Here is a 26,438-nt window from a genome sequence, read left to right as displayed (position 1 = left end):
GGTGACGGCGGTCCCGCGAGGCGATACTCGGGGTATGGGAACGGATCTTCACGAGCTGCTGAAGTCGCTTCGGGTGTGGGACCCGGAGACCACCGAGCTGCCACCGCTCGACCCGGACACCGTGCCGGACGAGCCGCTGGCGCTCTTCACCGCGTGGCTGGCGGAGGCGGTCGCGGCCGGCCAGCCCGAGCCGCACACGATGTCCCTGGCGACGGCGGACGCGGACGGCCGGGCCGACGTACGGATCGTGATGCTGCACGGCGCGGACGAGGACGGCTGGTCCTTCGCCTCCCACTCCACCAGCCGCAAGGGCACCCAGCTGAGCGGGCGCCCGTACGCGGCCCTGGCCTTCTACTGGCCGCGCCTGGGCCGGCAGATCCGGGTCAGGGGACCGGTCACCGAGGCCCCGTCCGTCGAGGCCCGCACCGATCTGCACGTCCGCTCCACCGGCGCCCTCGCCGCCGCCCTGACCGGCCGGCAGAGCCAACCCCTCGCGTCCCTCGCGGAGTTGGCGCGGGCGTCGGAGGCGGCCTGGGAGCGGGCGCGGGCCGAACCGGAGACCCCGGCCCCGACCTGGACGCTGTACCGGCTGCGCCCGGACGAGGTGGAGTTCTTCCAGGGGGACGAGCGGCGGCGGCACGTACGCGTCGACTACCTCCGTGCGGCGGAGGGATGGGACCGGGGACTGCTGTGGCCCTAGGCTTGCGTGCAGGTCGTCCGCGGTGAGCCGCGGGTCCTGCCGTGGCCGTCGGCGGCGGCCCTCGGGCTGAGCCCGCGCGACGCGCTCGGCCCCGGCCTGTACGACGTCGTGCGCGAGCGGTCGCAGGCGGGCGAGCGGCTCCACCCCACGCAGACGTCGGAGCCCCGGCGACTGCACTCCGCAGCCGCCGGGGCTCCTCTTGTACGTCCTCGGCGCCCACGGCCATCGGATTCGACCTTGCCGGGCGAGTAGTACCCGGTCTCGTCGTCTCCTCCCCGGGGCGGTTACATGACCTTGATGAAGGTCACACGCGGAAGGGACAGCCGCAGCGCGGACATGCCTCCGACCAGGTCACTTCTACCTCCCCCTGCCGGCACTGTGCTGATGGCCCTGCGGCTGGTAGGGCTGGTGAGGCTGGGAGGGATTCGCCCTCTCGCCGGAGTGCTGCCCTTGTCCCAGTCTGACCGCCTCGGGCAGCCACGGGAGGTCGCGGGAGTGGGGCACTCCCGGCTGGGCCGGCGCGTTCGCGCCCCTCCCAATCACATCGGGACCGACTCCCTGCTGGAGCATCATTTCGCCTGGGGCGACCCGAACGGCAGGTGTGGGCCGATTCGGCCGTTCGCCTGGGAGGGTCGCATGGGCAGGAAGGGGCGCTCGAGGTGCAGGTGTGTCCCAAGCCGCTGTGGGGTTCATCGGTGCGGCGAACTGGGCGGCGTAACTCGGCTGCGCTGGGCTCGCCGCTGTGGGGTTCATCGGTGCGGCGAACTGGGCGGCGTAACTCGGCTGCTCTCGGCTGGCCGCTGTGGGGTTGGCCGGTGCGGCGTACTGGGCGGCGTAACTCGGTTGCCCTGGGCTCGCCGCTGCGAAGTTCCTCGGCACGGCGTACTGGGCGGCGTAACTCGGCTGCTCTGGGCTCGCCGCTGTGGGGTTGGCCGGTACGGCGTATCTCTGTCCGTCCTGCCCCGGTTGGTTGGAAGGCGGCATTGCGTGATGTCCCATCGACTCGATGCTTGAGCTGGTAATCGCGTCTACGGGATTACAGACGTGATGGTTCACCCCGATCGCGTCCTGATGGGCGGGCGTCATACACCGTGAAGTCGCCCGTATTCGTCTCCGCCTTCGCCTGCATGCACGCCGATTCCGCCTCCCGCGCCTACTGCGGCCTGCGGCGAGCCCGCGGACGTCGAACTCGCCGCGTCACAGCGGCAGTTCCCATCACCCCGAGCCCGACCGGGCCGCCTTGGCGAAAGACAGAAGAGGCCCCCCCGGGGGGTCAGTCCGTGCCGGACTCCATCGCCGCGCGGTCCAGCAGTTCGTCGTCGGCGGAGACCTCGCCGCGCGAGGCGATCGCCTCGGCGCCGCCCTCCGGCATGGAGCCGATCAGGCCGGTCGCGGCGGCCTGCGCGGCGCCGATCGCCGTGTTGCCGCTGCCGATCAGGCCGAGCCCGGCGTACTGCTCCAGCTTGGCGCGGGAGTCGGCGATGTCGAGGTTGCGCATGGTGAGCTGGCCGATCCGGTCCACCGGGCCGAACGCCGAGTCCTCGGTGCGCTCCATCGACAGCTTGTCCGGGTGGTAGCTGAACGCGGGACCCGAGGTGTCCAGAAGCGAGTAGTCCTCGCCGCGCCGCAGCCGCAGGGTGACCTCGCCGGTGACCGCCGAGCCGACCCAGCGCTGCAACGACTCGCGGACCATCAGGGCCTGCGGGTCGAGCCAGCGGCCCTCGTACATCAGGCGGCCCAGCCGCCGGCCCTCGTTGTGGTACTGGGCGAGGGTGTCCTCGTTGTGGATCGCGTTCACGAGCCGCTCGTAGGCCGCGTGCAGCAGGGCCATGCCGGGCGCCTCGTAGATGCCGCGGCTCTTCGCCTCGATGATCCGGTTCTCGATCTGGTCGGACATGCCCAGGCCGTGCCGGCCGCCGATGGCGTTGGCCTCCATCACCAGGTCGACGGGGGAGGAGAACTCCTTGCCGTTGAGCGTCACCGGGCGGCCCTGGTCGAAGCCGACCGTCACGTCCTCGGCGGCGATCTCGACCTCGGGGTCCCAGAAGCGGACGCCCATGATCGGCTGCACGGTCTCCACACCCGTGTCGAGGTGCTCCAGCGTCTTGGCCTCGTGGGTGGCGCCCCAGATGTTGGCGTCGGTGGAGTACGCCTTCTCGGTGCTGTCCCGGTAGGGCAGCCCGTGGGCGAGCAGCCACTCGGACATCTCCTTGCGGCCGCCCAGCTCCGTCACGAAGTCCGCGTCCAGCCACGGCTTGTAGATCCGCAGGTGGGGGTTGGCGAGCAGGCCGTAGCGGTAGAACCGCTCGATGTCGTTGCCCTTGAAGGTCGAGCCGTCGCCCCAGATCTGGACGTCGTCCTCCAGCATCGCCCGGACCAGCAGCGTGCCGGTGACGGCACGGCCGAGCGGGGTGGTGTTGAAGTAGGCGCGCCCGCCCGAGCGGATGTGGAACGCCCCGCAGGTCAGCGCGGCCAGCCCCTCCTCGACCAGCGCCGCCCGGCAGTCGACCAGGCGCGCGATCTCGGCGCCGTAGGCCTGCGCGCGGCCGGGCACGGAGGCGATGTCGGGCTCGTCGTACTGGCCGATGTCGGCGGTGTACGTGCACGGGACGGCGCCCTTGTCGCGCATCCACGCGACCGCGACCGAGGTGTCGAGGCCGCCCGAGAAGGCGATGCCGACGCGCTCGCCGACGGGAAGGGAGGTGAGGACCTTAGACATAGGAAGAGTATGCACCCTCACGCATGATCATGCAAAAGGAGCTCCGGTCACCCTCCGTGTGTGGGCGGGGCGGTCACCGCCCCAGCACCACCGTCCCCGCCGAGCAGAACCACCCACCGGTCCCGGACGCCACCGCCAGCCGGGGCAGGCGCCCTTCCCGGCCCTTGCGCACCTGCCGGGCGCCCGCCTCGCCGCGCAGTTGTCTGACCGCCTCCACGAGCAGGAACAGGCCCCGCATTCCCGGGTGTTGGGCCGACAGTCCGCCGCCGTCGGTGTTCACCGGCAGGTCGCCGCCGGTGACCTCAAGACGGCCCTTCCCGACGAACGCGCCGCCCTCGCCCTTGCCGCAGAAACCGAGGTCCTCCAGTGTGACCAGGGTCATATAGGTGAAGGCGTCGTAGATCTCCGCGAAGTCGATCTCCGCGGGCCGTACCCCGGCCCGCTCGAAGGCCAGCCGTCCGCTCACCGCCGCCGGGGAGACGGTGAAGTCGGGCCACTGCGACATCGCGCCGTGCGAGACGTGCTCCCCGGTGCCGAGTACCCAGACCGGCTCGGTACGGCAGTCGCGTACGTACTCCTCGGCCGCCAGCAGGACCGCCGCCCCGCCGTCCGAGCGCAGACAGCAGTGCAGCTTGGTGAAGGGGTCGGCGATCATCGGGCCGGAGAGCACGTCGTCCACGGTGATCGGGGAGCGGAACATCGCCTCCGGGTTGAGCCCGGCGTTGGCCCGCGCCTGCACCGCCACCTCCGCCAACTGCTCGACGGTCGTGCCGTGTTCGACCATGTGACGGCGGGCCGCCATCGCGTACTTGGCGATCAGTGTGTGGCCGTAGGGGACCTCGAACTGGAGCGGGCCGCCGGCGCCGAAGGAGAGGTTCCCGGTGCGGCGGCCGGCCTTGATGTCGGCGCGGGCCGTCGAGCCGTAGGCGAGGAGCACGGCGTTGGCGTGGCCGGCCGCGATCGCGTCGGCCGCGTGCGCCGCCATGACCTCCCAGGTGGAGCCGCCGACCGAGGTGGAGTCGACCCAGGTCGGACGCAGGCCCAGGTACTCGGCGACCTCGACGGGGGCGAGCGTGCCGAGCCCCGCCGACGCGAAGCCGTCCACCCGGTCCCGGCCGAGCCCCGCGTCCGCCAGCGCCCGGCGGGCCGCCTGGGCGTGCAGGGCGTACGCGGTCAGGTCGTCCACCCGCCCGCAGTCGGAGAGGGCCACACCGACGACGGCGACTTTCCTGGTACCGGAGGCCATAAATCTGACGGTACATCAGATACGGGGTCCGGGGCAGCCGTCCTACCCCTGGGCATCCGTCGGCCGCCCACCTACCATGACGGACCGTCAGATCCGGAACGGCACTCCCGGAGGGTCGTCATGGACGCCAGCCTCACCGCCGAGCAGGACGAGATCCGCCGCACCCTCCGCGAGTTGCTCGCCGAACGCTGCGGCCCGGCGCAGTCGCGCGCCGCCCTAGCCACTCCCACGGGCCACGATCCGGCCCTGTGGACCGCCCTCTCCGGCCAACTGGGCCTGCCCGGACTCGCGTTCCCCGAGGCCTACGGCGGGGCCGGCTGCACCACGACCGAACTCGCCCTGGCCTGCGAGGAGACGGGCCGCGTCCTGGCCCCCACCCCGCTGCTGGCCACCGCCGTCCTCGCCGCGCCGCTGCTGCTCGCCCTCGGCACCGACGCCCAGCGCGCCGAGCTGCTGCCCCGCCTCGCCGCGGGCACCCTGACCGCCGCCCTCGCAGTGCCCGGCACCGCCCTCACCACCGCCCTCGCCCTCACCGGGGCCAACGACGGCGACTGGGCGGGCGGCGGACGCGCGGGCGGGGTCCAGGCGCGGGCCGCGGCGGACGGCGGCTGGCGGCTGTACGGACAGGCCGGGCAGGTCCTCGACGGGCACAGCGCCGGACTGCTGCTGGTCGCCGCCCACACCGGCGGGTTCGCGCGCTCGCGCACCCTGCTCTTCCTCGTCCCCGGGGACGCGCGCGGCCTGGTCCGCGTACGGCAGACCGCGCTCGACGCGACCCGGTCCCAGGCGCGCCTCGAACTACGGGACGTACCCGGGGAGTTGCTCGGCGCGGACGACGGCCGGGCGGTGCTCGACGCCCTCGCCGCGACCGGTGACACCGTCGCTGCCGTCCTCGCCTGCGAAGCCGTCGGGGCCGCCGACCGCGCCCTGGAGCGGACGGTCCGCCACGTCACCGCGCGCGAGCAGTTCGGGCGGCCCGTCGGCTCGTTCCAGGCGGTCAAACACCGGCTGGCCGACGTCTACGTACAGGTGCAGGCGGCGCGTTCGGCCGCCTACTACGCGGCCTGGGCGACCGGACACGGGGAGCGGGCCGGCGGACTCGCGCTCGCGCAGGGCCTCGACGCGCTGCGGGGCGCCGCCGCCGAGGCGATCCAGCTGCACGGCGGGATCGGTTTCACCTGGGAGCACGAGGCCCACCTCTACTTCAAGCGGGCCTCCGGCGACGAACTCCTCTTCGGCCCGGTGCACCGGCTGCGCGCCCACGCGGCCGGGGCGGCACGGCTCTTCGACTCCCGGGAGGTGACGGTCTGATGGCGGCCGTCGGAGTGCGGGTGATGGGGAAGATCTCCTCGACCCGGGCGTTCGCGCGGATCGCGCCGCACGTCGTCCCGGCGCTGGACCGGGCCGTGCACCGGATCACCCGGGGGAAGGTGCTGCTCAGCGCGCGCCTGCTGCCGGGGGCGATCCTCACCGCCACCGGGGCGCGGAGCGGGGCGCCGCGGCGTACGCCGCTGGCCTGCCTGCCCGAGCGGGACGGGCCCGGCTGGCTGCTCGTCGGCTCCAACTTCGGCCGCACCGGCCATCCCGCCTGGACCCACAACCTCCTCGTCCACCCGGACGCCGACATCAACTGGCGGGGCGAGGACATCCCGGTCACGGCCCGGCTGCTGGAGGGCGGGGAACGGGCGGCGGCCTGGCGGACGGCGCTGGCCTACTGGCCGCCGTACGCCACGTACCAGGCGCGGGTGGAGCGGGAGATCCGGCTCTTCCGGATCGTCCGGCGCCGGACCCGGCCGGAGGGGGACGGGCCGGAAGGGGAGGACGGGCCGGAGGAGAACGGGCCGGAGGGGGACGGGCCGGAGGGGGACGGGCCGGAGGGGGACGGGCCGGAGGGGAAGAAGGTGCAGGAAGGGGAGGGGCCGGCGTACCGGCGGGACGGAGGCTGACGCGGGCGGCCACGGACGGGCCGTCGTCCGCACAGCGCGGCAGGCGGCAGCCCACACCGGTGGACTGCCGCCTGCGTGACAGGAGGTGCCGTCGCTATTTCGTCGGCTTCTTGCCGGTCACGCCCAGGTGGACCAAGAGCGCCAGATTCGGCTTGAGTTCAGCCTGTTTGACCCCCCACGACTGGAAGCCCCGCTGGTGCGAGGCGACGGCCGCGAGCATCGCGACCAGGGCGCCGGCGACCGCGGCCGGGTTCACGTCCTTGTCGACCCTGCCCTTCTCCTGGAGTTCGGCGACCGCGTCCGCGAGGGAGTTGTTCACCGAGTTCAGGATCTTCATCCGGATCTTGTAGAACCGCTTGTCCCCCTCGGCGGCCCCGAGGTCGACGACCCGGAGGATCGCGTCGTTCTGCCGCCAGAACTCCAGGAACCCGTCCACGAGTTCCTGTGCGGTCTGCCAGCCGGCCTTGCCGACCCAGGTCCGCCCTTCGAGCAGCTCGGTCAACCCGGCGCCCGCGGCGGCCATTTGCTCGGCGATCTCCAGGACGGCGCCTTCGACGTCCGGGAAGTACTGGTAGAAGGTCGCGGGTGAAGTCCCCGCCTTCCGGGCGACATCGATGACCTTGACGTCCCGATAAGGAGAGGAGCTGAGCATCTCGCTGAGGCAGTCGAGCAGCTTCTGCCGGGTCGCCTGCCCACGCCGGCCGGCCACGCGGCCGTCGACGGTACGCACTTGTCCTGTCATGCCGTCAGCTTACCGAGGGGTGATGGGAGCGCGATTCGGCCGACTGCAAATGGGGTGCGAGGGGGTCGGGAGGGTGGTGTGCCTGGTCTGCGGGGTGCGCGAGACGCCGTTACGTTGTCGGCATGGCCGAAAACAGGGCATCCGTGTACGGAGAGGGCGTCCCCTGCTGGGTGGACGCGCAACTCCCCGACGTCGAGGCGGGCGGGCGGTTCTACGGCGCGCTCTTCGGGTGGACCTTCGAGGAGTCGTACGACGGCTCCCTGTGGGCGCATCTGGACGGTGAGCCGGTCGCGGCGCTCGCCTGGAAGACCGACGGGCGGATGCCGACCGTGTGGACCGTGTACTTCGCCACCCCGGACGTGCGGCGGCTGACGAGGCGGATCGAGGAGGCCGGCGGACAGGTGGTCATGGCGCCGGTACCGGTGGGCGAGCTGGGCACCGCCGCCCTCGCGGCCGACCCCGAGGACGCCGTCTTCGGGCTCTGGCAGCCGTCCCGGCACCCCGGTTTCGGCCGCCGGCACGCACCCGGCACCTTCGTCTGGGCCGAGTTGTACGCCCGTGACACCGAGGCCGCCAACGTCTTCTACGGCGATCTGTTCACCGACGCCCTCTTCGGGCCCGGCGCCGCCCCGGACTTCGGCCGAGCGCCCGTCTCGGGCGTCTTCCCGGCGCAGATGCCGCCGCACTTCCTGGTCCACTTCCGGGTCGAGGAGCTGGCGGCGGCGCTGCGGACGGTGAGCCGGCTCGGCGGCCGGGTGCAGGTACCGCCCTTCGACACGTCGTACGGAAAAGTGGCCGTCGTCACGGACAATCAAGGCGCGTCGTTCGCCGTGCTGGAGCGGCCGGACCGGTGAAAGGGGCCGGTTTGGCAGGAGACACCCCGATTCGGGCCCTGGTTCGCAACCTGCGCCCGGGCGGGGAAGAATCGGGGTGCGTGCCGCCAGGGCGGTGCGGTGGTGAGACGCTGCACGGGGTCGCGTCCACACGTGGGTGACGTGGCCCGTACGGGGAGGTGGCAGGCAAGTGGTGGATCAGCTGACGCAGCACGATCCGCGGCGCATCGGGCCGTTCGAGGTGCTGGGACGGCTGGGGGCCGGCGGCATGGGGCTGGTCTATCTCGCGCGCTCGGCGTCCGGCCGGCGCGTGGCGATCAAGACGGTCCGGACGGAGCTCGCCGAGGACCAGCTCTTCCGCGTCCGCTTCACCCGCGAGGTCGAGGCGGCCCGGGCGGTCTCCGGCTTCTACACGGCCGCCGTGGTCGACGCCGACCCTCGGGCCGCCGTGCCGTGGCTGGCCACCGCCTACGTGCCCGCGCCCTCCCTCGAAGAGATAGTGAACGAGTGCGGGCCGATGCCGGCCCAGGCGGTGCGCTGGCTCGCCGCGGGCGTCGCCGAGGCGCTTCAGTCCATCCACGGGGCGGGCCTGGTCCACCGCGATCTCAAACCGTCCAACGTGCTCGTCGTGGAGGACGGCCCCCGGGTCATCGACTTCGGTATCGCCTCCGGCGTCTCGAACACCCGTCTGACGATGACGAACGTGGCGGTGGGCACGCCCGCCTACATGTCACCCGAGCAGGCCAAGGACTCCCGCAGCGTCACCGGCGCGAGCGACGTCTTCTCGCTCGGCTCGATGCTGGTCTTCGCCGCCACCGGGCATCCGCCCTTCCACGGCGCCAACCCCGTCGAGACGGTCTTCATGCTGCTGCGCGAGGGCCCCGACCTCGAAGGGCTGCCCGAGGAGCTGCGCCCGCTCATCGAGTCCTGCATGCAGATGGAGGCCACCGCCCGCCCCAACCCGGCCGACCTCCAGGCCCAGCTCGCCCCCCACCTCTTCGGCTCCGGCTCCGACGACAGCGGTACGGCGTCGGCGTGGCTGCCCGAGCGCGCGGTGGGCCTCATAGAGACCCGCCGCGGCGGACGCCCGCCGGCCAAACCCGCGCCCACGAGCGGCCGCAGTGGCGCCGGCCGGGCCGCGGTACCGCCCCCGCCGTCCTACGACCCGCTGCCCGTCCCGGTCGGCGCCCCCGACACCGGTCCCGTACGGCTGGCCGGCGCCCAGGTGCCCATCGGGCCGGGGCCGCGCGTCGCCGACGCCCGCGCCGCCGCCGTGAAGGCGCCCCCTCCCGAGGCCGGCCTGGTCGCCTCCTGGTCCCGGCCGCGCCCCGGCGTCAACGGCGCCGGCCCCGCCGTGGGCCCCGCCGTGCCCGTGCCCCCACCGCAGCCGCCGGAGAACGCGGCCGGCTGGCGCCCCTGGCGGTTCCGGATGTCGAACGACGTGTGGGGCACCCCGACCGTGGGCGGCGACCTCGTCTACGTCACCTCCTTCGAGGTGCACGCCCTGGACGTGGCGACCGGCCGGCGCAGCTTCAAGACGCGGGACGTCGCCTGGTCGATGGCGGTCTCGGACGGCCGTATCCACGCCTCCGACGGCCCGACCCTCTTCGCCCTGGGCGCCCGCGACGGCGCCGACCTGTGGCGGCTCTCCACCGACGCCTGGGTGTACTCCCTCAAGGCCGAGCGCGGCACCGTCCTCACCGGCACGCGCGGCGGCGGCGTCCAGGTGTGGGAGGCGTCCAACGGGCAGAAACTCTGGGAACTCAGCGGCGCTCAGACCGACTTCGAGTCCCCGGAGGCCGGCCCCGCACTGCACGACGGCACGGTCTACGTCTGGCAGGACGCCCGGCTGCGCGCCCTGGAGGCCCGGACGGGAGAGGAGCGCTGGTCCTACCCGATCGGCGACGCGGCCTCCTGCGGCGGAGTGCCGGTGCGGCTCGCCCACGCGCCCGACGGCCAGGTCTACGTCGCCGCCGGCACCCGGGTCCTCTCCGTCGACGTGGCGACCGGCCACGTCCGCTGGCACTTCGAGGCGCCCGCGGTCTTCCTCTCTCCGCCCGCCTTCGCACCCGGTCCGGCGGTCACCGGGGGCGGCGTCTACCTCGCCGACTACCTCGGCACGGTCTACGCCCTCGACGCCGCCGACGGCCGCGACCGCTGGCGCATCGCCACCGAGTCGCGGGCGTCGATCGACCCGGTGCTGGTGGCGGCCGGCCATGTCCACGTGGGCAGCGGCAAGGGGCTGTACACGCTGGACGCGGTCACCGGCACACCCAAGTGGCGGTTCCAGGCGGGCGGGGACATCGTGGGGGCGCCGGCGGTCGCGGAGGGCCGTATCCACTTCGGCTCCACCGACCACCTCCTCTACACCCTGAAGGCCGACGACGGCCGGCTGCGCTGGAAGCTGGCCACCGGCGGCGAGATCACCGGGGCGCCGGTGGTCAAGGAGGGTGTCGTGTACGCGTGCAGCAAGGACCGCTGTGTGTACGCGCTCGACGCGGAGAAGGGCACGGGGACGGCGAGAACGGCGTGAGCGGCGCCGATCGGGGTCGGTAACATCATCCTATGCAGGCACGGGGGCGCAGACTCAGGTTCACGGCGGTACTGGCACTGGTGGTGCTCACCCTCACCGGCTTCTCCACGGGACGGCACCGCGGCACGAGCCGGCACAGCGGGGGCGGCGGTGGCGGGTGCAGCAGCTCCGGCCAGGACCACGACACGTCGACGTCGTCGGGCGGCACGTCCGGCGGCGGCTCGTCCACCCGGCGGCCCAACTACCGCTCCACGCCCACCTCCACGCCCACCTCCGCGACCTCCTCCGGCAGCGGCCTGCTGGACGGTACGGCGAGGCTGGTGAGCTGTGCGACCGCGACGAAACGGTACGCGACGGTCGAGGTGAGCAACCCGAACAGCCGCAGGGCGGCCTTCTCCGTCGACGTCACGTTCCTGGACGCCCAGGACAACGAGGTCGACTTCAACTACGAGACCGTCAAGGTCCCGGCCAAGGGCAGGGCGACGGTCCGCGTGCCCGTGCTCGGCACCTCCACCCCGGTGGACCACTGTCAGGCCGACTCCCGGGCGACCGCCGGCGGCTGACGCTCACCGCGTCCGGAACGCACCGCTCCGGCGGGCGGCGAACAGCTCCGCCTGCCGTCCGGCCGGCAGGTTCCCGAGCGCGATGAGCGGCGGAGCCAGCGCGTAGGCCTGCGCCCGCGCCGCCTCCCGCACCGCCCACAACGCCCGCACGGTGCCCTGGACACCCTCCGTCGGATGTCCGGCGATGACGGTCGCGCACCGCACCGCCGCCGCCAACGCCTCGCCGGGCGGGGCGAGTTCGGAGACCAGCCCGATCTCGTGGGCCCGCCGCGCGCCGACCCGTTCCGCGCTCCCCATGAGCATCATCCGCGCCACCTCGCCGTACGGCATCCGGTGCGCCATGAGCACCGACTCGTAGGCGCTGACCATGCCGTAGGAGGTGTGCGGATCGAAGAACACGGCCGTGGGGTCGGCGACGACGAACTCGCTCTCGCCCAGCAGGTAGAAGGCCCCGCCGCAGGCCATCCCGCGCACGGCGGAGACGACCGGCTTCCACAGGTCGTTGGCCTTCGGGCCGACGGTCAGCAGCGGATCGTCCTGCATGTACGGGGAGCCGGGCTGCGGCACGACCGCGTCCCGGTCGAGCCCGGTGCAGAAGGCCCGCTCCCCGGCCCCGGTGAGGACGACCGCCCGTACGGTGTCGTCGAACCGCAACCGCCGCCATATGGCGGCGAGTTCGGCGGCCGTGGCGAGGTCGATGGCGTTGAGCTTCTCCGGCCGGTCGAGGGTGACGACGGCGACACCGGTGTCCTGGTCGGTGCTGACGCGGAGGGTCACGGCCGCTCCAGTACCCACTGCGGGAGTCCCCTGGCCGCGTCGAAGACGAACTGCACCCGGGCGCCGATCCGCAGCCGGTCCCGGGAGACGGAGTCGATGGCGGCGCCCGCCTCGCTGACGAGGTTGCCGACCAGCCGGATCCGCGGGGCGTCGGCCAGCTCCACCACGATCACGTTGTACGGGGCGACGGCCGCGTACTCGGGCAGCAGCGGCGGATGGGGGAAGACGTAGGACCAGACCCGGCCGCGCCCGCTCATCGGCCGCCACTCGCTCGCGAAGGACCGGCAGTGGGGGCAGCAGGGGCGGGGCGGGAAGCGGAGTTCACCGCAGTCGGCGCAGGACTGGACGCGGAGTTCGCCCCGGGCGGCGTACCGCCAGAAGGGGGCGCCGTCGTCGTCGACGAGCGGGGTCAGCATGGCATCGGCTCCTCAACTCCTCAGCAGCAGCGCGGATGTGGGGACTCCCTCACCCGCCGTGACCAGACAGGTGGTGGCGCCGGGGACCTGCGCGGTGCTGGTGCCGCGCAGCTGGCGTACGCCCTCGTTGATGAGGTTGAAGCCGTGCACGTACGCCTCCGAGAGGCCACCGCCGGCGGTGTTGAGCGGCAGGGGGCCGCCGATCTCCAGCGCGCCGCCCTCGGTGAACGCCCCGCCCTCGCCGCGCCCGCAGAAGCCGTAACCCTCCAGGGAGAGCGGCACCAGCGCGGTGAACGCGTCGTAGATCTGGGCGACGGAGACGTCCTGCGGGGTGAAGTCGGCGTGTTTCCACAGGTGCCGGGCGGCGGTCCAGGCGGGGCCGGTGAGCGGGTCGTCGTTCCAGTAGTTGACCATGCCGTGGTGCTGGGTGGGGAGGCCCTGGGCGGCGGAGTGGACGTAGACCGGGGTGTGCCGGCAGTCCCGCGCGCGTTCGCGGGAGACGACCACGCAGGCCAGCGCCCCGTCCGTCTCCAGGCAGTTGTCGAAGAGGCAGAGGGGTTCGCTGATCCAGCGCGAGGTCATGTACATCTCGCGGGTCAGGGGCCGCTCGTACATGATCGCGGCCGGGTTCTGGTTGGCGCGGTTGCGGCAGGCGAGGGCGACGTTGAAGAGGTGGTCGCGGGTGGCGCCGTACTCGTGCAGGTAGCGGCGGGTGAGCATGGCTATCTCGTCGGCCGGCCTGAGCAGTCCGAAGGGTCGCGTCCACTGGCCGGGCGTGCGGAGCTGGTGGGTGGTGTCGGTCCACGGGCGGGGGCCGCTGCCGCGTTTGCGGGAACGCCAGGCGACGCCGACGGTGGCCTGTCCGGCGGTGATCGCGGCGGCGAGCTGGGCGACGGTGGCGCAGGAGCCGCCCCCGCCGTAGCCGGTCCTGCTGAAGAAGGTGAGGTCGCCGAGGCCCACCGCCTTGGCCAGCTCGACCTCGTCGGTCTCCTCCATGGTGTAGGAGGCGAGGGCGTCGACCTCGCCGGGGTCTATCCCCGCGTCGTCGAGGGCGGCGAGCACGGCCCGGCAGGCCAGGGTCCGTTCGTCCTCGGGAAGGTGCTTGGCGAAGGGGGTCTGTCCGATACCGACGATCGCGGTGGCGTCCTTGAGTCCGGCCATGGGTGTACCTCCGCACGGTGACCACGGTGACCACGGTGACCACCACGGGGAACGGCTGGGCGGGAGCCCAGGGCGGCTGACAGTGCGTCAGGTTACAGCTAATCTGACGGGTAGTCAGCTAGTGCGCAGGGGAGGCCTGTTGTGCGCGGAGACGTGGAGTGGGGCAGCATCCCGGAGCTGGTCCGGTCGGCGGCCGAGCGGTACGCGGACGCCGAGGCCGTGGTCGAGGGCCGCACCCGGATCTCGTACGCCGGCCTGGGCGCCCGGGTCGAACGGGCGGCGGCGGCCTGCGTCGCGCACGGTATCCGGGTCGGCGACCGGGTGGGCATCTGGGCACCGAACACCCTGGACTGGATCGTCTCGGCGCTGGGCGCGGTGTCGGCCGGCGCGGTCCTGGTCCCGCTCAACACCCGCTTCAAGGGCGGCGAGGCGGCCTACGTGCTGCGCCGCAGCGGGGCGCGGCTGCTCTTCGTCACGGGCACGTTCCTCGGCACCTCGTACGTGGCGTCGCTGCGGCGGGCGGCGGGCGAGGGGCCGGGAGACGGGCCGCTGCCCGGACTCCCGGCGCTGGAACAGGTGGTGGTGCTGGCGGACGACGCACCGGCCGACTTCCGCACCTGGAAGGAGTTCCTCGCCGGCGGGGAGGGCGTGGGGCGGCCCGAGGTGCTGGCCCGGTCGGCGCTGCTGGACGGCTCGTCGACCTCGGACATCATCTTCACCTCGGGCACCACCGGCCGTCCCAAGGGAGCGGTGATCACCCATGCGCAGACGCTGCGGGCGTACGAGGAGTGGAGCGAGCTGGCGGGCCTGCGCCGAGGCGACCGCTACCTGATCGTCAACCCCTTCTTCCACACCTTCGGCTACAAGGCGGGCGTCATCGCCTCCCTGACCCGGGGCGCGACGATGATCCCGCAGCCGGTGTTCGACGTGGACACGGTGCTCGCGAACATCGCGGCGGAGCGGGTCTCGGTGCTGCCCGGACCGCCGACCCTGCACCAGTCGCTCCTGGACCATCCGGCGCGCGGCGCCCACGACCTGTCGGCGCTGCGGCTGGTGGTGACGGGCGCGGCGGTGGTGCCGCTGCGGCTGGTGGAGCGGCTGCGCGGCGAGCTCGGCGTCGGCACGGTCCTCACCGCCTACGGTCTCTCCGAGGCGTCCGGCATCGTCACCATGTGCCGCCGGGGCGACGACCCCGCCGTCATCGCCGCCACCTCGGGCCGCGCGATCCCCGGCACGGAGGTCCGCGTCGACGCCCCCCTCGGCTCACCGGGCGAGGTGCTGGTGCGGGGCTTCAACGTCATGCGCGGCTACTACGAGGACCCGGCGGCCACGGCCGAGGTGCTGGCGGAGTCCGGCTGGCTGCGCACGGGAGACGTGGGCGTGCTGGACGGCGAGGGCAATCTGCGCATCACCGACCGGATCAAGGACATGTTCATCGTCGGCGGCTTCAACGCCTATCCGGCGGAGATAGAGCAACTCCTCGGCCTGCACCCGGAGGTGGCCGACGTCGCCGTCGTCGGCGTACCGGATGCCCGGCTCGGCGAGGTCGGCCGGGCCTACGTCGTGCGCCGCCCGGACGCGACGCTGACCGGGGACGGACTGATCGCCTGGGCGCGCCGTGAGATGGCCAACTACAAGGTGCCCAGGGCGGTCGAGTTCGTGGCGGAGCTGCCGCGGAACGCGAGCGGGAAGGTGCTCAAACGCCAACTACGCTCAGAAACACGGTAGTTGTTGGCGGACATGCCACGGCCGCGACGGCATCCCCTCCGCGCCGCCGCGGCCGTTCCCCCGTGCGTGTGGGCCAGTTCAGGCCTTCGTGTCCGTGGCGTGGTTGTCGAGCGGGGACACCGTGCCGCCCGTCGCGTGGTTGTCGAGGACCGTGATCTCCTCGTCCGTCGCGTGGTTGTCGAGCGTGGTGACGTTCTCGACGTCCGTGGCGTGGTTGTCGAGCGGCTTCACCACGGAGCTCTTCTTGGCATCGCTCATGGACTTGCAACTCCCGTTAAGTGATGGGCGACACCCGCCCAGCGGCTCCCCCGAGGGCCGCCGGGCGGGCATATCAGGGTCGTTCACCCTAGCGGTGTCGATCACCGCTGACCCGCCTGCCCCCCGACGCGACGGATCGATGAGCCAAGAGTGCACCGGCACGATAAACGAACGATGAACGTCCCCCCGGACCCGCCCCGCACCGCTGCCACCAGGCCCTACGCCGCCGCCGTCGGCCTGAGCAGCGAACGCACCTCGGCCGCCTCGGGGGAGCCCAGCTGCTCGAAGGCGGCGAGCGCCTCCTGCCAGCAGGCGTGCGCCCGGCCGTCCTGGGCCAGGCCGCTCAGCGCGCGGCCCAGCACGGTCAGGACGTTGGCGCGCCGCCACTCGCCGCCGATGCCCCGCAGGACGGCGAGGGCCTGCTCGGCGAGGGCCGCCGCGTCCGCCGGGCGGTGCCCCGCGAGCCGGGCCTCGGAGAGCCGGAAGAGGGTCATCCCCTCCCACAGCCGCTGCCTGCTGTCCCGGAAGACCTCCAGCGCCTCGGTGAGCCGGTCCACGGCGGCGTCGAGCTGGTGCTGCCCGGTGAGCGCGAGCCCCAGCGCGTACCGCCCGTTGGCGCCGCGCAGGGTGTGGCCGAGCCGGTCGTAGATGACGATGCCCTGCTGGGCGAGTTCCACCGCGCTGGTCACCTGGCCCAGGGCCAGGTGGATGCGGGAGAGGTTGCACAGGGCGCTGGCCTCGCCGGCGAGGTTGCGGTCCCGCCGGAAGCTGTCGATGGCCCGGCGCAGATAGGCCTCGCCGTCGGCGTTGCGGCCCTGGTAGAGGGCGATGATGCCGCGGTCGTTCGCGGCCCAGCAGCCGGGCGCCAGGTCGTCGGCGCGGTGGGCCAGCTCCATGGCCCGGCGGGCCTGCTCGTCCGCCTGGTCGAAGCGGCCCGCCACGAGGTGCACGGTGGTGAGGGTGGTCAGCGCCCGGCCCCAGGCCCGCGGGTCGTCGGTCCGCTCCGCCGCGTCCCGCAGCACGATCGCCGCGTCCTCGTACTGTCGGGAGTTGGCCCCCGACTCGGCCAGATCCTTCGCCGCCCACAGCAGGTCCACCGCCCGGCGCAGGGTGGCGCCCCCGGCGCACTGCCGGACGAACGCGAGCAGGGAGTGGGCCTCGGCGAACAGCCAGTCCTGGGCCCGGTGCCGGTCGTCGAAGGCCAGGCCCGGATGGCGGGTGGTCTCCAGGTGGTCGACGAGCCGGTCGCCGGGCCGCTCGACGGCGTAGACGCCGGCCGCCGTCGCCAGATAGAAGTCCAGCAGCCGGGACATCGCCGCGTCCCGCTCGCTGGGCGGTCTCTCGTCCCGCTCCGCGCAGGACCGCGCGTAGAGACGCACCAGGTCGTGATAGCGGTACCGGCCGGGCGCCGCCGACTCCAGCAGCGAGGTGTCGACCAGCGACTCCAGCAGGTCCTCGGTCGCCTCGGCCGGAAGGTCCAGTACGGCGGCGGCGGCGGCCAGCGAGATGTCCGGGCCGTCCGCGAGGCCCAGCAGCCGGAACGCGCGGGCCTGCGCGGGCTCCAACTGGCCGTACCCCAGCTCGAAGGTGGCCTTCACCGCGAGGTCGCCGGCCTGGAGCTCGTCGAGCCGGCGCCGCTCGTCGGCGAGCTTCGCCGCCAGCACCGACACCGTCCAGGTGCGTCGGGCGGCCAGCCGCGAGGCCGCGATACGGATCGCCAGCGGCAGGAAACCGCAGGCCGCCACCACGTCGAGCGCGGCCTCCCGTTCGGCCGCCACCCGCTCCGCGCCCACGATCCTGGTGAAGAGCTGCAACGCCTCCTCGGGGGACATCACGTCCAGGTCGACGAGGTGCGCCCCAGCGAGGTCCACCATCCGCACCCGCGAGGTGACCAGCGCCGCGCAGCCCTCGGTGCCGGGCAGCAGCGGGCGCACCTGGGCCGCGTCCCGGGCGTTGTCCAGCAGCACCAGGACGCGGCGGCCGTCCAGCACCGACCGGTACAGCGCCGCGCGCTCCTCCAGTGAGTCGGGGATCGCCGAGTCGGCGGTGCCCAGGGCCCGCAGGAACGAGCCGAGGACCGTCTCCGGTTCCGCGGAGCGGGCGCCGGTGCCCTGGAGGTCCACGTAGAGCTGGCCGTCCGGGAACGTGGTCCGCGCCCGGTGCGCGACGTGGACGGCGAGCGTCGTCTTGCCGACACCGCCGATCCCGGCCAGCGCGGAGACTGCCATCACCCCGCCCTCGGCCGACGCCAGCACCTCGCTCAGCTCGGCGACGAACGCCGAACGGCCGGTGAAGTCCGGCACCGAGGCCGGGAGTTGGGCCGGCCGCACCGGGGCGGGCAGGGTTCCGACGGCGGGCGCGGGCGGTTCGGCGAGCCCCGGGTCGGCGCGCAGGATGCGCTGCTGCAACTCCCGCAGCCCCGGGCGCGGATCGACGCCCAGCTCGTCCGCGAGCAGCCGCCGGGTGTCGGTGTAGACGGCGAGCGCCTCCGCCTGCCGGCCGGAACGGTACAGCGCCAGCATCAGCAGCTCGCGCAGCCGCTCCCGCAGCGGATGCGCGGCCGTCAGCGCGGTCAGCTCCGACACCGCCTCCGCGTGGCAGCCCTGCTCCAGGTCCATGTCGAGCCGGGACTCCAGGAGTTGCAGCCGCCACTCCTCCAGCCGGACCCGCTGCGCCTCCGCGTACGGCCCCGGCACCCCGGCCAGCGGCTCCCCGTCCCAGCGGTCCAGCGCGCGGTCCAGCAGCTCGCGGGCGTGCGGCAGGTCACCGGCCGACCTGGCCTTCTCGGCCTCGGTCGCCAGGTCCTGCGCCACCGAGACGTCCAGCGCGCCCTCGGGCAGCGCGCGGACCGCGTACCCGCCCGACTCGCTGACCAGGACGCCGGCGCCCAGCACCTTGCGCAGCCGGGAGGCGTAGGTGCGGACCGCGGCCAGCGCCTGCGACGGCGGCTCCTCGCCCCACAGGGCGCCGATCAGCTCGGCGGCGGTCGCCGTCCGGCCCTCGCGCAGCAACAGCGCGGCCAGCAGAGCGCGTTGCTGGGGCGAACCGGTGCTGAGCGCGGTCCCGCCCTGCCAGGCGCGCACCGGACCGAGCACGCTGAAGCGCAGCGCCGCCGACTCGGCCGAGCCGGGGTGCCGCTGCTCCGGTACTCGCGGTCCACCGTCCATCGCCGTTCCCCCCAGACAAGCCTGATCCCTACGTCAGTCTGCCTTGTGCGCGGCGGATGCGTCAGCTCTCCGAGACAGCGCTCACAGGTGGGCGCGCGGGATGGCACAAAGCCCTCACATGCCGTCCGCACAGTTACGCACGGATCCGAGCGGACCCAACCCGGATCCGGACAGCTGACGGACCGTCAGATCGGCGCTACGGTGAGCGCCATGGACACCCAGACGACCCCCGGCCCGGCCGGCGCAGCGCTCTCGACCTTCCCCCGGATCATCTCCGTCGACGACCACACCGTGGAGCCCGCCGACGTCTGGCAGGACCGGCTGCCCAAGAGGTACCTGGACACGGGCCCGCGCGTGGTGCGCGCGCCCCTGAAGGAGATGACCTTCCTGGGCGGCCGGTTCAAACCCGTGATGGGCGAGCCCGGCGACGACGGACCGATCGGCGACTGGTGGATCTACGAGGATCTGCACCGCCCGCTCACCCGCCTCGACACCGCCGTCGGGTACGACCGGGACGAGATCAAGCTCGAAGTCATCACCTACGAGCAGATGCGCCCTGGCTCCTACGACGTGGCGCGCCGTCTCGCCGACATGGACGTCAACCACGTGCAGAGCGCGCTCTGTTTCCCCACCTTCCCGCGCTTCTGCGGCCAGACGTTCACCGAGGCCACCGACCGCGACCTCGCCCTGCTCTGCGTGCGCGCCTACAACGACTGGATGGTGGAGGAGTGGTGCGGCCCCGCCGCCCGGGGCCGCCTCATCCCTCTCACCCTGATCCCGCTCTGGGACGCGGAGCTGGCGGCGGCCGAGGTGCGCCGCAACGCGGCCCGGGGCGTGCGCGCCGTCGCCTTCTCCGAGATACCCCCGCACCTGGGCCTGCCCTCCGTGCACACCGACGACTGGGACCCCTTCCTCGCCGCCTGCGCCGAGACCGGCACGGTCGTCGCGATGCACATCGGCTCCAGCAGCCGGATGCCGTCCACCTCCGCCGACGCCCCGCCCGCCGTCGGCTCCACGATCACCTTCGCCAACTGCTGCTTCTCGATGGTGGACTGGCTGATGAGCGGCAAGTTCGAACGCTTCCCGGGCCTGCGGGTGATGTACGCCGAGGGCCAGATCGGCTGGATCCCGTACATCCTGGAGCGCGCGGACGTCGTCTGGGAGGAGAACCGGGCCTGGGGCGGGGTCGCCGACAAGGTCACCCGCCCGCCCTCCGAACTCTTCGCCGAGCACGTCTACGGCTGCTTCTTCGACGACGCCTTCGGCCTGCGCAACCTCGACTCCATCGGCGTCGGGAACGTGCTCTACGAGACCGACTACCCCCACTCCGACTCGACCTGGCCCCGCTCGCGCGAGGTCGGCGAGGACCAGATGGGCCACCTGGCGCCGGACGTCGTCGAGCGGATCGTCCGCGGCAACGCCATCGACCTGCTCGGCCTGACCCCCGACGGCCTCTGGACCGGCGCCAGTTGACCGCGCCGCTCGGCTACGGCATCCAGCTGCCCGTCCAGTCCCAGAGCACCCTCTACGCCGAGCCCTGGGAGGCGGGCGCCGGACCGGAGGACCTCGTCGAGATCGCCCGCGCCGCCGAACGGGCCGGCTTCGCCTACGTGGCGGGCTGCGACCACGTGGCGATCCCGCGCCGGCTCGCGTCCGCGATGAGCACGGTCTGGTACGACCCCGTCGCCACCCTCGCCTTCCTCGCGGGCGTCACCGGGCGGATACGCCTGCTGAGCCATGTCGCGGTCGTCGGCCTGCGCCATCCGCTCCTCACCGCCAAGCAGTACGCCACCCTCGACCACCTGAGCGGCGGACGGCTGACCCTCGGGGTCGGTGCCGGGCACGTACCGGAGGAGTTCGAGGTGCTGGGCGCCGACTTCGGCCGGCGCGGACCGGTCCTCGACGAGTCGATCGACGCCCTGCGCGCCGCGCTCGGCCCGGAGGAGTTCCCCGAGCACCACGGCAAGCTGTACGACTTCGCGGACCTCGGCCAGCGTCCCCGCCCGGCGCAGGAGCACATCCCCCTCTGGGTCGGCGGGTCCTCCCCGGCCGCCGTGCGCCGGGCCGCGCTCAAGGGCGACGGCTGGCTGCCCCAGGGCGACCCGCGTGAACGGCTGCCCGCGCAGCTCGCCCGCATCCGGGAACTGCGTGAACGGGCGGGCGTGGAGCGGCCGTTCACCGCCGGCGCGATCACCGAGCCGCTGTACGTGGGCGAGCCCGCCTGGGACGTCGGCCGGCGCACCCTCACCGGCCCGCCCGAAGCCCTCGCGGAGTCGCTGAGCGCCTACCGCGCGATGGGCGTGCACCAGATCCAGGTCCGCTTCCGCTGTCGCAGCCGGGCCGAACTCACCGACCAGATCGCCGCGTTCGGGGCCGAGGTCGCGCCCCGCCTTCACTAGGGAGACCCCATGGGCAAGCTGGACGGACGTGTCGTGATCATCACCGGGGCGGCGCGCGGACAGGGCGAGCAGGAGGCGCGGCTGTTCACCGCCGAGGGCGCGAAGGTCGTCGTCGCCGACGTGCTGGACGACCAGGGGGAGAAGCTGGCGAGTGAGCTGGGCGCCCGCTACGTCCATCTCGACGTCGCCCGGGAGGACGACTGGACGGCCGCCGTGGATGCGGCGAAGGAGGCGTACGGCCGGATCGACGGGCTGGTCAACAACGCAGGCATTCTGCGCTTCAACTCCCTGCTCGACACCCCTCTCGACGAGTTCATGCAGGTCGTGGCGGTCAACCAGGTCGGCTGCTTCCTGGGGATCAGGACGGTCGGGCCGCACCTCGCCGAGGCGGGCGGCGGCACCATCGTGAACACCGCGTCGTACACCGCGATGACCGGGATGGCGGCCGTGGGCACCTACGCGGCGACCAAGCACGCCGTCCTCGGGCTCACCCGGGTCGCCGCGCTGGAGCTCGCCGCGCAGCACATCCGGGTCAACGCGGTGTGCCCCGGCGCGATCGACACCCCAATGTCCAACCCGGCCCGGCTGGACCCGGAGGCGGACGCGGGGGAGATGTCCCGGGCCCTGGACGAGCTGTACCGCAAGCTCGTGCCGCTGGGGCGGGTCGGCAGGCCCGAGGAGGTGGCGCGGCTCGCCCTCTTCCTTACGTCGGACGACTCCTCGTACATCACCGGCCAGCCCTTCGTGATCGACGGTGGCTGGCTGGCCGGGGTCAGCGTCATCTGAGGCGCGCGCCCCACCTCGTATCTGACTGACCGTCAGCTATTGACGGTCCATGCGGCCGGTGCCACAGTCGGCGGCAAGCACATCTGACGGTACGTCAGAAAACAGACTGGGGACGGTGAACCTCCGTGGAATTCGGGCTCTTTGTACAGGGGTACGTGGGCAAGCGCGCCGAGACCGACCCGCTGGCCGAGCACAAGGCGCTGATGGAGGAGACCGAGTACGTCATCCAGGCCGACAAGTCCGGCTTCAAGTACGCCTGGGCCTCCGAACACCACTTCCTGGAGGAGTACTCGCACCTCTCCGCCAACGACGTCTACCTCGGCTATCTGGCGCACGCCACCGACCGCATCCACCTCGGCTCCGGCATCTTCAACCCGCTGGCCCCGGTCAACCACCCGGTGAAGGTCGCCGAGAAGGTCGCCATGCTCGACCATCTCACCGGCAACCGCTTCGAGTTCGGCAGCGGACGCGGCGCCGGCTCGCACGAGATCCTCGGCTTCCTCCCCGGCATCACCGACATGAACCACACCAAGGAGCTCTGGGAGGAGACCATCGCCGAGTTCCCCAAGATGTGGCTCCAGGACGAGTACGTCGGCTTCCAGGGCAAGCACTGGCAGCTGCCGCCGCGCAAGATCCTGCCCAAGCCGTACGGCAAGGCGCACCCGGCGATGTGGTACGCCGCCGGGTCGCCCCCCTCGTACGCCATGGCGGCGCGCAAGGGGCTCGGGGTGCTGGGCTTCAGCATCCAGAAGGTGTCCGACATGGAGTGGGTGCTGGAGCAGTACAAGACGGCGATCGTGGACGCCGAGCCGGTGGGCGCGTTCGTCAACGACAACGTGATGGTGACCACGACGGCGATCTGCGCGCCGACGCACGACGAGGCGATCCGCATCGCCACCCACGGCGGCCTGCACTACCTGCCCTCGCTGGTCTTCCGCTACCACGACACCTTCCCGCGGCCCGAGGGGTTCCCGGTGTGGCCGGAGACGCTTCCCGAGTACACGCCGGAGTTCGTCGAACTCCTCGTGGAGGAGGAGCTGTTGATCTGCGGCGACCCCGACGAGGTGCTCACCCAGTGCAAGCGGTGGGAGCAGGCGGGCGCCGACCAGCTGAGCTTCGGGCTGCCGGTCGGGATCCCCAAGGAGGAGACGCTCCAGTCGATCCGGCTGATCGGCGAGCACGTCATTCCCAAGATCGACACCGACCCGGTGCACCGGACGACCCGGTTCCGCCAGGCCGTCTGAGCGCCGTCACGAGTGGAGGAGGCGGGCCCCCGTGCTCGATCACGTCATCAGAGGTGCCACCGTCGTCGACGGGACGGGGGCGCCCGGGTTCGTCGCCGACGTCGGCCTCCGGGACGGGCGGATCGCCGCCGTCGGCACGGTCCGGGAGGAGGCCCGCACGTCGGAGGAGGCGGCCGGGCTCGTGCTCGCCCCCGGCTTCGTCGACCCCCACACCCACTACGACGCCCAGCTGTTCTGGGACCCGTACGCCACGCCCTCCCTCAACCACGGCGTGACGACGGTCGCCGCCGGCAACTGCGGGTTCACCCTCGCCCCCCTGAACCCGGACCGCCCCGAGGACGCCGACTACACGCGGCGGATGATGTCCAAGGTCGAGGGCATGTCGCTGGTCGCGCTGGAGGAGGGGGCGCCCTGGAGCTGGCGGTCGTTCGGGGAGTACCTGGACGCGCTGGAGGGGCGGATCGCGGTCAACGCCGGTTTCATGGTGGGACATTGCGCGCTGCGGCGGTACGTGATGGGCCCCGACGCGGTGGGCGGCACCCCGACCGAGGAGCAACTGGACGCGATGCTGCGGCTGTTCCACGAGGCGATGGCGGCGGGCGCCTGGGGACTCTCCACCACGCAGTCCACCACCCACTCCGACGGGGACGGCCGGCCGGTCGCCTCACGCCATGCCCGCCCCGCCGAACTGCTCGCCCTGGCACGGGCGGTGGGGGAGCACGAGGGCACGCAGATCGAGGCGATCGTCGCCGGCTGCCTGGACCAGTTCAGCGACGCCGAGATCGACCTGCTCGTCGAGATGAGCGCGGCGGCCGGACGGCCGCTGAACTGGAACGTGCTGACGATCGACGCGGCCGTCCCCGAACGCGTGCCCCGCCAGCTCCTCGCGAGCGAGCGGGCGAGGAAGGCGGGCGGCCGGGTCGTCGCCCTCACCATGCCGATCCTCACCCCCATGAACATGTCCCTGGGCACCTTCTGCGCACTCAACCTGATCCCCGGCTGGGGCCCGGTCCTCGCCCTGCCCGTGCCCGAGCGGATCGCCCGCCTGCGGGACCCGGAGACACGCGCCGGGATGCTGCGGAACGCCAACAGCAAGGAGGCGGGCGTCTTCCGGCGGCTGGCGAACTTCGGCCGGTACGTCATCGGCGACACCTACAGCCCGCCCAACGAGGGCCTCACCGGACGGGTCGTCGGGGAGATCGCCGCCGAACGCGGCCAGGAACCCTTCGAGTGCCTGGTGGAGATCTGCGCGGCCGACGGCCTCCGTACCGTCCTGTGGCCCATGCCGTCCGACAACGACCCCGCGTCCTGGGCGCTGCGCGCCGACACCTGGCTCCACGAGGACGTGCTGCTCGGCGGGTCCGACGCCGGGGCGCACCTGGACCGGATGTGCGGGGCGCCGTACACCACCCGGTTCCTCGGGGACTGTCTGCGCGGCCGGAAACTGGTGCGGCTCGAACAGGCGGTGAAGATGCTGACCGACGATCCGGCGCGGCTCTTCGGACTGCGCGAGCGCGGCCAGGTACGGAAGGGCTGGCACGCGGACCTCGTCCTCTTCGACCCGGAACGCATCGACGCGGGCAAGGCCACCCTGGTGCACGACCTGCCGGGCGACAGCCCGCGACTGGACTCCAGGGCGATCGGCGTCCGGGCCGTGTGGGTCAACGGCGTCGAGGCGATCCGCGACGACACGGTGAGCGGCGCCGTACCGGGGCGGGTGCTGCGCTCGGGCCGGGACACCCGCACGGTGAGCACCGCATGACCGACGGGCAGCGGCTCTTCGTCGGCGGCGAGTGGGTCGAGCCGGACGGCGGCCACTACGCCGTGACCGACCCGGCGACCGAGGAGACCGTGGGGTGGGCCCCGGAGGCCTCCCCCGAGCAGGTGCGCGCGGCGGCCGGGGCGGCGCGGGAGGCGTTCGGCCCCTGGTCGCGCACGGCGCCGCCGGAGCGGGCCGCGGTGCTCGCTCGGGCGGCGGAGATCATCCGCGACCGGACGGTGCCCTACGCCGAGCTGGCCCGGGCCGAGTCCGGCGCGACGACCGGGACGGCCCGCGCGATGCAGGTCGGGGTCGCCGCGGCCCGCTTCCGGCGGTACGCCACCGTCGAGCCGGCCGAGTGGGCGATCGCGCCGCAGATCAACGAGGCGGGGCCGTTCGGCGCGGCGGCCGTCATGGGCGCACTGGCCGTACGGCAGCCTGTCGGCGTCGTCACCTGCGTCACCTCCTACAACAACCCGTGGGCCAACCCCGCCGGCAAGATCGCCCCCGCCCTGGCCATGGGCAACACGGTGCTGGTCAAGCCCGCCCCGCAGGACCCGCTGTCGGTGTACCGGATGGCGGAGGCGCTGGCGGAGGCCGGCGTACCGCCCGGGGTGGTGAACGTCGTCTCCGGGCAGTCGGTGGAGGTCGGCGAGACGGCGGTCGGCTGCGCCGACGTCGACATGGTCAGCTTCACCGGTTCCACGGCCGTGGGACAGCGCATCGCCGAGGTGTGCGGGCGCGGGATGAAACGGCAGTTGATGGAGCTGGGCGGCAAGGGCGCGGCGGTCGTCTTCGACGACGCCGACCTCGGGGCCGCGGTGGCCGGGATCGGCACGACGTTCTCCTTCTACAGCGGACAGATCTGCACCGCGCCGACCCGGGTACTGGCACAGCGCGGGGTCTACGACCACATCGTCGACCAACTGGGCGCCTACGCGGGCCGGTTGGGAATCGGGGACCCCCGAGACCGGTCCACGGTCGTCGGCCCCGTCATCTCGGCGGCCCACCGGGACCGCGTCGAGTCCTACGTCGAACTCGGCCGCAAGGAAGGCGCGGTGGTCACAGCGGGCGGCGAACGGCCCTCGCGGGGGCCCGGGTTCTACGTCGCGCCCACCGTGCTGGCCGACTGCACCGCCGGGATGCGGGTCGTCCGCGAGGAGATCTTCGGCCCGGTCGTCGTGGTCGTCCCCTTCGACGACGAGGAGGAGGGGATCACCCTCGCCAACGACAGCGACTACGGCCTCGTCGACTACGTCTGGTCGGGCGACGTGGCCCGCGCCTTCCGGGTGGCCCGGAGGCTGCGGGCCGGCGGCGTCGGCGTCAACACCGTCGGCCGCAACATGGAGGCCCCCTTCGGCGGCTTCAAGCGGAGCGGGGTCGGCCGGGACGTCGGCTCGTACGCGCTGCACGCCTACAGCGAGGTGCAGTCGATCGTCTGGCCGGGGTAGCCGCGGCCCC

20 protein-coding genes and 1 pseudogene are annotated in these 26,438 nt (G+C 73.0%); 13 read left to right on the top strand and 8 right to left on the bottom strand.

Annotation, left to right across the window (positions count from 1 at the left end; genetic code table 11):
* The first annotated feature begins 34 nt into the window (after positions 1-34).
* Positions 35-700 (top strand): pyridoxal 5'-phosphate synthase, encoded by a 666-nt coding sequence (locus ABZT12_RS13375; protein WP_356382121.1) that lies wholly within the window; start codon positions 35-37, stop codon positions 698-700.
* Between the two features lie 1,273 nt (positions 701-1,973).
* Here the strand turns inward: ABZT12_RS13375 and argG are convergent.
* Both argG and ABZT12_RS13365 read right to left on the bottom strand, forming a co-directional pair.
* Entirely contained in the window at positions 1,974-3,419 is a 1,446-nt protein-coding gene (argG, locus tag ABZT12_RS13370; RefSeq protein WP_356382118.1) for an argininosuccinate synthase, read from the bottom strand.
* Positions 3,420-3,492: 73 nt separating this feature from the next.
* A complete protein-coding gene (locus ABZT12_RS13365) occupies positions 3,493-4,665 on the bottom strand; it encodes an acetyl-CoA acetyltransferase (RefSeq protein ID WP_356382115.1) in 1,173 nt (390 codons plus the stop codon).
* Between the two features lie 120 nt (positions 4,666-4,785).
* On the opposite strand from ABZT12_RS13365, the gene ABZT12_RS13360 reads away from it, so the two are divergent.
* Both ABZT12_RS13360 and ABZT12_RS13355 read left to right on the top strand, forming a co-directional pair.
* Positions 4,786-5,976, top strand: a complete 1,191-nt coding sequence (locus ABZT12_RS13360; protein ID WP_356382111.1) for an acyl-CoA dehydrogenase family protein — start codon at positions 4,786-4,788, stop codon at positions 5,974-5,976.
* Positions 5,976-6,449, top strand: a pseudogene (locus ABZT12_RS13355) (nitroreductase family deazaflavin-dependent oxidoreductase); the annotation flags it as partial. The gene ABZT12_RS13360 and the pseudogene ABZT12_RS13355, both read left to right, overlap by 1 nt.
* Before the next feature lie 256 nt (positions 6,450-6,705).
* Here ABZT12_RS13355 and ABZT12_RS13350 read toward each other — a convergent pair.
* The gene (locus tag ABZT12_RS13350; protein ID WP_356382360.1) at positions 6,706-7,341 is read right to left on the bottom strand and encodes a TetR family transcriptional regulator; all 636 of its coding nucleotides are present in this window, start codon (positions 7,339-7,341) and stop codon (positions 6,706-6,708) included.
* Positions 7,342-7,475: 134 nt separating this feature from the next.
* Between ABZT12_RS13350 and ABZT12_RS13345 the strand changes: the two genes are divergently transcribed.
* The 3 genes from ABZT12_RS13345 (at position 7,476) to ABZT12_RS13335 (ending at position 11,282) form a co-directional block, all read left to right on the top strand.
* Positions 7,476-8,207, top strand: coding sequence for a VOC family protein (locus ABZT12_RS13345; RefSeq protein ID WP_356382108.1), 732 nt, complete (start codon positions 7,476-7,478; stop codon positions 8,205-8,207).
* A gap of 169 nt (positions 8,208-8,376) precedes the next feature.
* A complete protein-coding gene (locus ABZT12_RS13340; protein WP_356382105.1) occupies positions 8,377-10,719 on the top strand; it encodes a serine/threonine-protein kinase in 2,343 nt (780 codons plus the stop codon).
* Positions 10,720-10,751: 32 nt separating this feature from the next.
* On the top strand, positions 10,752-11,282 hold the full coding sequence (locus ABZT12_RS13335) for a hypothetical protein (protein WP_356382103.1): 531 nt from the start codon (positions 10,752-10,754) through the stop codon (positions 11,280-11,282).
* Between the two features lie 3 nt (positions 11,283-11,285).
* Here ABZT12_RS13335 and ABZT12_RS13330 read toward each other — a convergent pair whose 3' ends face one another.
* Genes ABZT12_RS13330 through ABZT12_RS13320 form a run of 3 tightly spaced genes read right to left on the bottom strand, consistent with a single transcriptional unit; the run spans position 11,286 to position 13,636 of the window.
* Positions 11,286-12,059 carry an enoyl-CoA hydratase/isomerase family protein gene (locus ABZT12_RS13330; protein ID WP_356382100.1) on the bottom strand — a complete coding sequence of 258 codons (774 nt, stop codon included), beginning with the start codon at positions 12,057-12,059 and terminating at the stop codon, positions 11,286-11,288.
* Positions 12,056-12,475, bottom strand: a complete 420-nt coding sequence (locus tag ABZT12_RS13325; RefSeq protein WP_356382097.1) for an OB-fold domain-containing protein — start codon at positions 12,473-12,475, stop codon at positions 12,056-12,058. Before ABZT12_RS13325 ends, ABZT12_RS13330 begins: the two co-directional genes overlap by 4 nt.
* A gap of 12 nt (positions 12,476-12,487) precedes the next feature.
* Positions 12,488-13,636 carry a lipid-transfer protein gene (locus tag ABZT12_RS13320; RefSeq protein ID WP_356382094.1) on the bottom strand — a complete coding sequence of 383 codons (1,149 nt, stop codon included), beginning with the start codon at positions 13,634-13,636 and terminating at the stop codon, positions 12,488-12,490.
* Between the two features lie 141 nt (positions 13,637-13,777).
* Here ABZT12_RS13320 and ABZT12_RS13315 point away from each other — a divergent pair, with 141 nt between their 5' ends.
* Positions 13,778-15,364, top strand: coding sequence for a FadD3 family acyl-CoA ligase (locus ABZT12_RS13315; protein WP_356382091.1), 1,587 nt, complete (start codon positions 13,778-13,780; stop codon positions 15,362-15,364).
* 78 nt (positions 15,365-15,442) lie between these two features.
* On the opposite strand, the gene ABZT12_RS13310 is transcribed toward ABZT12_RS13315, so the two are convergent.
* Both ABZT12_RS13310 and ABZT12_RS13305 read right to left on the bottom strand, forming a co-directional pair.
* Complete coding sequence (locus ABZT12_RS13310; RefSeq protein ID WP_356382088.1) at positions 15,443-15,622, bottom strand: hypothetical protein; 180 nt, start codon at positions 15,620-15,622, stop codon at positions 15,443-15,445.
* Between the two features lie 218 nt (positions 15,623-15,840).
* Positions 15,841-18,789 (bottom strand): BTAD domain-containing putative transcriptional regulator, encoded by a 2,949-nt coding sequence (locus tag ABZT12_RS13305; RefSeq protein ID WP_356382085.1) that lies wholly within the window; start codon positions 18,787-18,789, stop codon positions 15,841-15,843.
* A gap of 210 nt (positions 18,790-18,999) precedes the next feature.
* Here ABZT12_RS13305 and ABZT12_RS13300 point away from each other — a divergent pair, with 210 nt between their 5' ends.
* The 6 genes from ABZT12_RS13300 to ABZT12_RS13275 all read left to right on the top strand — a co-directional run bounded on the left by ABZT12_RS13300 (position 19,000) and on the right by ABZT12_RS13275 (position 26,428).
* Positions 19,000-20,262, top strand: coding sequence for an amidohydrolase family protein (locus ABZT12_RS13300; RefSeq protein ID WP_356382082.1), 1,263 nt, complete (start codon positions 19,000-19,002; stop codon positions 20,260-20,262).
* The gene (locus ABZT12_RS13295; protein ID WP_356382079.1) at positions 20,259-21,188 is read left to right on the top strand and encodes an LLM class F420-dependent oxidoreductase; all 930 of its coding nucleotides are present in this window, start codon (positions 20,259-20,261) and stop codon (positions 21,186-21,188) included. The genes ABZT12_RS13300 and ABZT12_RS13295 overlap by 4 nt, the downstream gene beginning before the upstream one ends.
* Before the next feature lie 9 nt (positions 21,189-21,197).
* A complete protein-coding gene (locus ABZT12_RS13290; protein ID WP_356382076.1) occupies positions 21,198-21,974 on the top strand; it encodes a glucose 1-dehydrogenase in 777 nt (258 codons plus the stop codon).
* A 125-nt stretch (positions 21,975-22,099) separates the two neighbouring features.
* Positions 22,100-23,218: an LLM class flavin-dependent oxidoreductase gene (locus tag ABZT12_RS13285; protein ID WP_356382073.1), complete on the top strand. Its 1,119-nt coding sequence runs from the start codon at positions 22,100-22,102 to the stop codon at positions 23,216-23,218.
* A 31-nt stretch (positions 23,219-23,249) separates the two neighbouring features.
* A complete protein-coding gene (locus tag ABZT12_RS13280) occupies positions 23,250-24,980 on the top strand; it encodes a D-aminoacylase (protein WP_356382070.1) in 1,731 nt (576 codons plus the stop codon).
* Positions 24,977-26,428 (top strand): aldehyde dehydrogenase family protein, encoded by a 1,452-nt coding sequence (locus ABZT12_RS13275; protein ID WP_356382067.1) that lies wholly within the window; start codon positions 24,977-24,979, stop codon positions 26,426-26,428. The genes ABZT12_RS13280 and ABZT12_RS13275 overlap by 4 nt, the downstream gene beginning before the upstream one ends.
* Positions 26,429-26,438 lie beyond the last annotated feature (10 nt).

The organism is Streptomyces sp. NPDC005423, from assembly GCF_040606415.1.
Lineage (GTDB): Bacteria > Actinomycetota > Actinomycetes > Streptomycetales > Streptomycetaceae > Streptomyces.
This window is presented reverse-complemented; position numbering and strand designations above follow the sequence as displayed.

Coding starts and splice junctions, on each gene's coding strand:
- ABZT12_RS13375 (WP_356382121.1), top strand. CDS start 35: ATGGGAACGGATCTTCACGAGCTGCTGAAGTCGCTTCGGGTGTGGGAC.
- argG (WP_356382118.1), bottom strand. CDS start 3,419: ATGTCTAAGGTCCTCACCTCCCTTCCCGTCGGCGAGCGCGTCGGCATC.
- ABZT12_RS13365 (WP_356382115.1), bottom strand. CDS start 4,665: ATGGCCTCCGGTACCAGGAAAGTCGCCGTCGTCGGTGTGGCCCTCTCC.
- ABZT12_RS13360 (WP_356382111.1), top strand. CDS start 4,786: ATGGACGCCAGCCTCACCGCCGAGCAGGACGAGATCCGCCGCACCCTC.
- ABZT12_RS13345 (WP_356382108.1), top strand. CDS start 7,476: ATGGCCGAAAACAGGGCATCCGTGTACGGAGAGGGCGTCCCCTGCTGG.
- ABZT12_RS13335 (WP_356382103.1), top strand. CDS start 10,752: ATGCAGGCACGGGGGCGCAGACTCAGGTTCACGGCGGTACTGGCACTG.
- ABZT12_RS13325 (WP_356382097.1), bottom strand. CDS start 12,475: ATGCTGACCCCGCTCGTCGACGACGACGGCGCCCCCTTCTGGCGGTAC.
- ABZT12_RS13320 (WP_356382094.1), bottom strand. CDS start 13,636: ATGGCCGGACTCAAGGACGCCACCGCGATCGTCGGTATCGGACAGACC.
- ABZT12_RS13310 (WP_356382088.1), bottom strand. CDS start 15,622: ATGAGCGATGCCAAGAAGAGCTCCGTGGTGAAGCCGCTCGACAACCAC.
- ABZT12_RS13305 (WP_356382085.1), bottom strand. CDS start 18,789: ATGGACGGTGGACCGCGAGTACCGGAGCAGCGGCACCCCGGCTCGGCC.
- ABZT12_RS13300 (WP_356382082.1), top strand. CDS start 19,000: ATGGACACCCAGACGACCCCCGGCCCGGCCGGCGCAGCGCTCTCGACC.
- ABZT12_RS13290 (WP_356382076.1), top strand. CDS start 21,198: ATGGGCAAGCTGGACGGACGTGTCGTGATCATCACCGGGGCGGCGCGC.
- ABZT12_RS13275 (WP_356382067.1), top strand. CDS start 24,977: ATGACCGACGGGCAGCGGCTCTTCGTCGGCGGCGAGTGGGTCGAGCCG.